Raw genomic sequence first — 6,801 nt, 5'->3', positions numbered from 1 at the left:
GTCGGATTCAGCCCCGATGGCAAGACACTGGCTTCTGGCAGTGATGATCAGACGATCAAACTCTGGGATGTCAGCACAGGCAAAGCGATCAAAACTCTGACTGGGCATAGCAGTTGGGTCAATAGCGTCGGATTCAGCCCCGATGGCAAGACACTGGCTTCTGGCAGTGCTGATCATACGATCAAACTCTGGGATGTCAGCACAGGCAAAGCGATCAAAACCCTGACTGGGCATAGCGGTTGGGTCTATAGCGTCGGATTCAGCCCCGATGGCAAGACACTGGCTTCTGGCAGTACTGACAACACGATCAAACTCTGGAATGTCAGCACAGGCAAAGCGATCAAAACCCTGACTGGGCATAGCAGTAGGTTCATTAGCGTCGGATTCAGCCCCGATGGCAAGACACTGGCTTCTGGCAGTGATGATCATACGATCAAACTCTGGAATGTCAGCACAGGCAAAGCGATCAAAACCCTGACTGGGCATAGCGGTTGGGTCTATAGCGTCGGATTCAGCCCCGATGGCAAGACACTGGCTTCTGGCAGTACTGACAACACGATCAAACTCTGGAATGTCAGCACAGGCAAAGCGATCAAAACCCTGACTGGGCATAGCAGTAGGTTCATTAGCGTCGGATTCAGCCCCGATGGCAAGACACTGGCTTCTGGCAGTGATGATCAGACGATCAAACTCTGGAATGTCAGCACAGGCAAAGCGATCAAAACCCTGACTGGGCATAGCAGTGGGGTCATTAGCGTCGGATTCAGCCCCGATGGCAAGACACTGGCTTCTGGCAGTGATGACAAGACGATCAAACTCTGGGATGTCAGCACAGGCAAAGCGATCAAAACCCTGACTGGGCATAGCAGTAGGGTCATTAGCGTCGGATTCAGCCCCGATGGCAAGACACTGGCTTCTGGCAGTTTTGACAAGACCGTGATTTTATGGGATTTAGATTTCAATGGTTTATTATTCAGTGGTTGCAACTTGCTGAATAATTACTTCATTGGCCATCCAGAAATGTTAGAAGAGTTGCGATCTTGTCAAACTCCATTTCGCTTGGTGCTGGGGGCGACAACGTTAGTCATCCAAGGTGAGAAGTTAGCGCGAAATGATGATATTAATGGCGCTGTTGAAAAGTTTGGCAAAGCGCAGCAGTGGGATAATAAATTAAAGTTTGATTCCCAGGCGAGAGCGAAAGAGTTGGCGAATCAAGGCAAGGTGCGATAGTTAAAAGGGCGGTTAGAAACCACGTCTACACAGGCAAAACCCACCTCCGTGGGTTAAAGAACCTTCATTTTTTCTTAGTCCACGGAGGTGGACTTCGTTTGTGTAGCCGCGAATTCTATTCGCCAGGGCTTTCTTATTGCATAGAATAGCTGTATTGAGTCATCAATTTTGCTATGACTACAACCACCAAAAAACTGACTTTTGCAGAGTATCTCAAATATAACGATCGCACGGATACCCAATATGAATTGGTAGATGGAGAATTAATCCCCATGAGTCTTGGCACGCTCATGCACGGTGGCGTCTCCAAGTTTTTAGAACGAAGCTTTGATGACGAAAGTGCCAAAATGGATAAGAACTGGACAGCACAAAAGTTTTCTGTGGGAGTGCGTTCTCCACGCTCTGGACGTTGGGACACTTCACGAATTCCAGATGTGGTAGTATTACCGACACAGCAATGGGAAGCGCTTTCCAATCGAGAAGCTGTGATTGAACTCAACGAAACTCCTCCCATACTAGTAGTAGAAGTGGTCAGCGAATCAACACAAACTACAGACTACCGCAGTAAACGTTCTGAGTATGCTGTTCTCGGAATTCCTGAATATTGGATTGTTGACCCAATTCAAGAGGTGGTAACGATATGCACTTTAGTAGAAGGGTTCTATGATGCTGTTACATTCCGAGGACAAGAACACATCATCTCTTCAACCTTTCCACACTTGGATTTGAGTGCTGAACAAATCTTGGCAGGACACAAGTAAATGGCATACAGCGATTTTAGGACTGCTATATAAGCGGGGTTTTCAGCCATTTTCTATAATAGTATTTTCACGCTGATGAATCAGAGGCGACTGTGACCACTAAATTACACTGGCAAGAACGGGTTGGTAATCAAAGGGATTGGGTTTGGCGCGGTTGGCAAACTCGCTACACTTACATTCGCCCTAGCCAAAATCACCACCAAAAAACACCCCTAATATTGTTACATGGCTTTGGCGCCTCCATTGGTCATTGGCGACATAATTTAGAAGTGTTGGGTGAACATCACACAGTCTACGCGCTGGATATGTTGGGTTTTGGCGCTTCGGAAAAAGCCGCAGCTAATTACAGCATTGAATTCTGGGTAGAGCAGGTTTACGACTTTTGGCAAACATTTATCCGTGAACCAGCGATATTAATCGGCAATTCCAACGGTTCACTGATTTCTATGGCCGCCGCAGCTACCCACCCCGATATGGTGCGGGGTATGGTAATGATGAGTTTACCCGACCCGTCATTAGAACAAGAAGCAATTCCGCCTGTGCTGCAACCAGTGGTCAGAGCAATTAAAAATATTGTCGCTTCGCCGTTGATTCTGAAACCTGTGTTTAACTTCGTGCGCCGTCCTGGGGTGCTGCGTCGCTGGGCTAGTATCGCCTACGCTAACCCAGAGGCGATTACCGATGAACTCATCGAAATTTTAGCAGAGCCTCCCCAAGATCGCGGTTCTGTTAGGGCTTTTAGTGCTTTGTTCAAAGCTGCGATCGGAATTAACTTTAGTCCCAGTGTCAAGAAAGTATTACCAACCTTAACAATTCCGATGCTGTTAATTTGGGGACAAAAAGACCGGTTTGTTCCCCCAGCCCTGGCTAGCCAATTCGCCCAATACAACGAGAAATTGGAAGTGCTGAAATTGGAGGATGTCGGGCATTGTCCCCATGATGAATCTCCAGAACAAGTCAACCAAGCTATTTTAGATTGGATTGCGAGATCGGTTAGCGTAGGCGAAGCCCGCCGCAGGCATCGCCAACCGTTAGTTATTCCTGAAATCTTACACCAGTCACAACAACCGCCTAGTAATGAATTACTAGGCTAATAGCTAAACTCGTCTAAAGACGACTGGTAGAGAGTTTCAGTCCACTTGAGTGGACTTTAGCTATTAGCCTTGTACTTCGAGTCTTGGCGGGCTAGGATGCTAATTGACAATAGTGGCAGATATCCCTAAATATTATGCAATGCGTGCGATCGCGTTAGCCACTACCTTTACCACGATTAAATTTCTTAACACTTAGCCAATCGTGGCTTGTTCAGTGTCAACATCTGTAGCACCATTCACAGAACTGGCTACAGAAGTCATTTTGTTGAGAATTTCTTGACTGGGAACTTTACCTTTCAATACTACAGTGCTGCCTGTCTGAGCAACCCAAAGAGTATCAACATCGTCGAGTTGGGGGTCTTCATCAAATGCCAAGGCTACCCGCTTTGCTAAACCACTTTGGTCATATTCTCCATTTAATCCCAGACGTTCTGGCGGTATCGATTGCGTATCAGTAGCTGCAACGCTAGTACTCGGAGCTTGGGCTATTGCCTGTGCAGTCGGATTTACTTCAGCATTTTGAGGTTTTTCCAATCCAAATAATCTTTGTAACCAACCCATATAAACTTTTCTCCGATTAGAGGCTCATCAAATCTGAGTATAAAAGCTTTCCAAAAATGCCGCATCTGCCAATGAAAAGATATGCATCAATGAAATTCCGGCTTGCAGTATGATTTCTGCCCAATTTCTCTCCAGAAAATGCAATGAGTGCAACTATTCAGTTTAAAATAGAAGGTCGCACTGATAATTTAGTGCGGTAGTACGTCTAGGGTAGCCCTTAGTTAGTGTCTGCGTTCCTCAATTCCTGCTCTAGCCTCTATTGGCGAAGATGAAACATACCCTTTCAGTTCTGGTAGAAGATGAGGCGGGTGTTCTTTCCCGCATTTCTAGTTTATTTGCACGTCGTGGCTTTAATATTGAAAGCCTTGCTGTTGGCCCTGCTGAACAAGGAGGAGTCTCTCGAATTACGATGGTTATACCTGGTGACGATCGCATTATCGAGCAACTCACCAAGCAACTGTACAAGTTAGTCAATGTCTTGAAAGTACAAGACATTACCGAAACTCCTTGCGTAGAGCGGGAATTGATGCTTTTGAAGGTGAATGCTAGTAGCAGCAATCGCTCAGAAGTGATCGAACTGTCTCAGATTTTCCGGGCGCGAGTCGTGGACGTGGCGGAAGATTCTCTCACCTTAGAAGTTGTGGGAGATCCAGGTAAAATGGTAGCGATCGTGCAGGTGTTGCAAAAATTTGGTTTGAGAGAAATCGCCCGCACTGGCAAAATTGCCCTAACTCGTGAGTCGGGTGTGAATACCGAGTTACTCAAGTCTTTGGAAGCAAAAGTTTAGTTGGGTATTTATCTTCTGGGGGCGCACAGATGTTCGCCCCGAATGTCTGTTGCATTCATGAGACGTAAATTAGTGAGCCAGTGAGTTATACCGTTTTACTTTAATAATGATACAAATACGTTGGTAGGGGCACAGCATTGCTCATACGTGTCAACTTAAGGTGAAACCCTTGTCAAAATGTGATATTGAGTTCATTCACTGACCATCACTCAACGCGTTACCCCACCCTAACCCTCCCCGATATATTGGGGAGGGAACCGGATTTTCTTTTTTCCCCCCTTTATAAGGGGGGATTAAGGGGGGTAAAACGACTGTGGAATAAGCACTTGAGCTTAAGTTGACACCAATGAGCATTGCTGTGCCCCTACGAGAAGGTGTAGAAGATTACGAATATCTCGAAATCCTCAAAAATTGCGATCGCCAACAATGGCAGCATTACGACAGCATATCTATGCCATAAGATAGCTGCTTTTTGAATGTATCTATGCTTTGAAAGTCGAATACAAGTATCTATAGCATAGCAATAAGTTAAAAACTACAGATAAAAGGTTTTGTGACTTACCTATAGGCGCTTGTATGTTCAAGCAGTGCTTCGAGAAAAACTATATCGAACAGGAACGCCTATAGGAGAATCTGGAATGTCTGATGGAATCCTCAGAACAAACTTTAAAAGCGGCTTTTATAAGTTGGTAGTACTAGGTGTATTTTCAGAAATAACTTAGATATTTTGGCATATTAATGCGTTTTCCTGCCAGCAAATTCTATTAATAACGATTTATGTACAGCTATTATTTACTACTATGACTGTGATGCCCAATTACCTTACTTCAGTAAGATGTACGCTGACTATCTCAACCGTTATTATATTTATGAAATGGAAATTCCAGTTGACGTAATGAGGTAAGTAATGGCAACTAAATTGAAAGTTACAAATATTAAAGGTGATGAGTGTGTCCAGAAAATAACTAAATCTATTCAGACTATGGTATCTGATGCCAAAGTAGATGTGGACGTTAATGCAAAAACCATAACTGTAGATGGTTCGGCTTCTGAAGAGACAATTAAACAGATAGTTCAATCTGCTGGTTATACTATAGAGGGCTATTAATTAGATTTCTAAATTTTCAGGAGATTTAGAAATCTAATTAAGCAGAATTTCTTGCTCATAATATATTCGCCCGTTTTGCGGGCGGAATATTATTAACAAATTACTCTACTTGATCAAGAATATTTTCCTCCTCTGACAGACTTGAAATAATTGGCTTTCTGCCTGACTTATAAGCTGTAACAGATACAGCTAAAGAGTGTAAGAATTTGAAATTACTGCTGTAGATTTATTTGCTCTGATAAAATTGTGAAATTCTCCAGTACTCGTTTTCAGGAACGAATTAACATTGGGTCATAAATTTGACACTCTTGAACCCCATAATTGCTCAGAATAGAGCTAGCGTGATCAAGCTCATTGTCTATGCCACTAAAGATGAGTATGTAATTGCCTTGGTCAATTTGCTCATTGTAAAAGCGTGCCCACTCATCTACTATTCCTAGCCTCATAGCGTCAAAGCGCTCACTTAAATTAACGCCTGTTGACCCTTTGAATTGAGAGAAGTCTTTGCAAATTAAGGAAATCTGGTTTACTGGTAAACCTGCGGCATACATATCGTTAATTGCCGCTTCAACATTATCTATATGATTGAAGTAACTAATAGCATGCTTGGTCAGAATTCCACTTTTATTAGGAATGGCAGTAGCAGAAGTCGTCGTAGTCAGATAATTTGTAGTTCCCTGCTCACTGTTGAGATGCTCGTAAATGCCAAACTCTTCAATACCCCAACGCTGTAAAATTGCTTGTACTTTAGCAATTTCAAGAGATGTACAATCCACGATTATTAAATAGTGTCCATACTCGACTCGCTCGTTATATGTTCTAGCTTGTTCTTCCGAAATTCCCCAACCAACTAATGCACCAGCAAAAGTCCCAGTAGCAGCACCAATACTTGCACCTACAAGGGTTGTAACCAAAGCAGTTGCAGCTGCGCCAGCCAGCATTATTGGCCCAACTCCAGGGATTGCTAAAGTACCAAGACCTACTAATAAACCAGTCAACCCACCAACAGCGCCCCCTGAAAGCCCTCCTACTGTTGCACCTTCGTCAGCTTTATCACCAGTGCGCTCTTTAATTTGATCATCGGCAATCTGATGATTGCGGTCTGCATTCTGTACAACTACAGATACTTTCTCCATCGCCAAGCCAGAATCTCTCAACTCATGTAGTGCCTGTTCTGCATCTCGACGATGAGTAAATACGCCTACAGCACGTTGGTATTGACTTAAAACCATTATTACTCCTTGGTAGGGGAAAATTAAT

General features: G+C 43.9%; 7 protein-coding genes. 5 read left to right on the top strand and 2 right to left on the bottom strand.

The features are described 5' to 3' along the window. The 3 genes from V7K27_RS19940 to V7K27_RS19930 form a co-directional block, all read left to right on the top strand. Positions 1–1,230: WD40 repeat domain-containing protein (locus V7K27_RS19940; RefSeq protein WP_334949822.1), on the top strand; the 1,230-nt coding region annotated here is incomplete at its 5' end. Positions 1,231–1,403: 173 nt separating this feature from the next. Continuing rightward, entirely contained in the window at positions 1,404–1,991 is a 588-nt protein-coding gene (locus V7K27_RS19935; protein ID WP_334949821.1) for a Uma2 family endonuclease, read from the top strand. A gap of 92 nt (positions 1,992–2,083) precedes the next feature. Continuing rightward, positions 2,084–3,085: an alpha/beta fold hydrolase gene (locus V7K27_RS19930; RefSeq protein ID WP_334949820.1), complete on the top strand. Its 1,002-nt coding sequence runs from the start codon at positions 2,084–2,086 to the stop codon at positions 3,083–3,085. A 192-nt stretch (positions 3,086–3,277) separates the two neighbouring features. On the opposite strand, the gene V7K27_RS19925 is transcribed toward V7K27_RS19930, so the two are convergent. Further along, positions 3,278–3,646: a phospholipid-binding protein gene (locus tag V7K27_RS19925; protein ID WP_334949819.1), complete on the bottom strand. Its 369-nt coding sequence runs from the start codon at positions 3,644–3,646 to the stop codon at positions 3,278–3,280. A 268-nt stretch (positions 3,647–3,914) separates the two neighbouring features. Here V7K27_RS19925 and ilvN point away from each other — a divergent pair, with 268 nt between their 5' ends. Both ilvN and V7K27_RS19915 read left to right on the top strand, forming a co-directional pair. Further along, positions 3,915–4,433 carry an acetolactate synthase small subunit gene (gene ilvN, locus V7K27_RS19920; RefSeq protein ID WP_298906950.1) on the top strand — a complete coding sequence of 173 codons (519 nt, stop codon included), beginning with the start codon at positions 3,915–3,917 and terminating at the stop codon, positions 4,431–4,433. Between the two features lie 907 nt (positions 4,434–5,340). Continuing rightward, a complete protein-coding gene (locus V7K27_RS19915; protein WP_334949818.1) occupies positions 5,341–5,541 on the top strand; it encodes a heavy-metal-associated domain-containing protein in 201 nt (66 codons plus the stop codon). Positions 5,542–5,810: 269 nt separating this feature from the next. On the opposite strand, the gene V7K27_RS19910 is transcribed toward V7K27_RS19915, so the two are convergent. After that, positions 5,811–6,773 carry a general stress protein gene (locus V7K27_RS19910; protein WP_334949817.1) on the bottom strand — a complete coding sequence of 321 codons (963 nt, stop codon included), beginning with the start codon at positions 6,771–6,773 and terminating at the stop codon, positions 5,811–5,813. Between the last annotated feature and the right edge of the window lie 28 nt (positions 6,774–6,801).

The organism is Nostoc sp., from assembly GCF_036919575.1.
Lineage (GTDB): Bacteria > Cyanobacteriota > Cyanobacteriia > Cyanobacteriales > Nostocaceae > Nostoc.
The sequence above is the reverse complement of the archived record's forward strand: the minus strand, read 5'-3'. Positions and strand labels throughout refer to the sequence as shown.

Coding starts and splice junctions, on each gene's coding strand:
- V7K27_RS19925 (WP_334949819.1), bottom strand. CDS start 3,646: ATGGGTTGGTTACAAAGATTATTTGGATTGGAAAAACCTCAAAATGCT.
- V7K27_RS19910 (WP_334949817.1), bottom strand. CDS start 6,773: ATGGTTTTAAGTCAATACCAACGTGCTGTAGGCGTATTTACTCATCGT.
- V7K27_RS19935 (WP_334949821.1), top strand. CDS start 1,404: ATGACTACAACCACCAAAAAACTGACTTTTGCAGAGTATCTCAAATAT.
- V7K27_RS19915 (WP_334949818.1), top strand. CDS start 5,341: ATGGCAACTAAATTGAAAGTTACAAATATTAAAGGTGATGAGTGTGTC.
- ilvN (WP_298906950.1), top strand. CDS start 3,915: ATGAAACATACCCTTTCAGTTCTGGTAGAAGATGAGGCGGGTGTTCTT.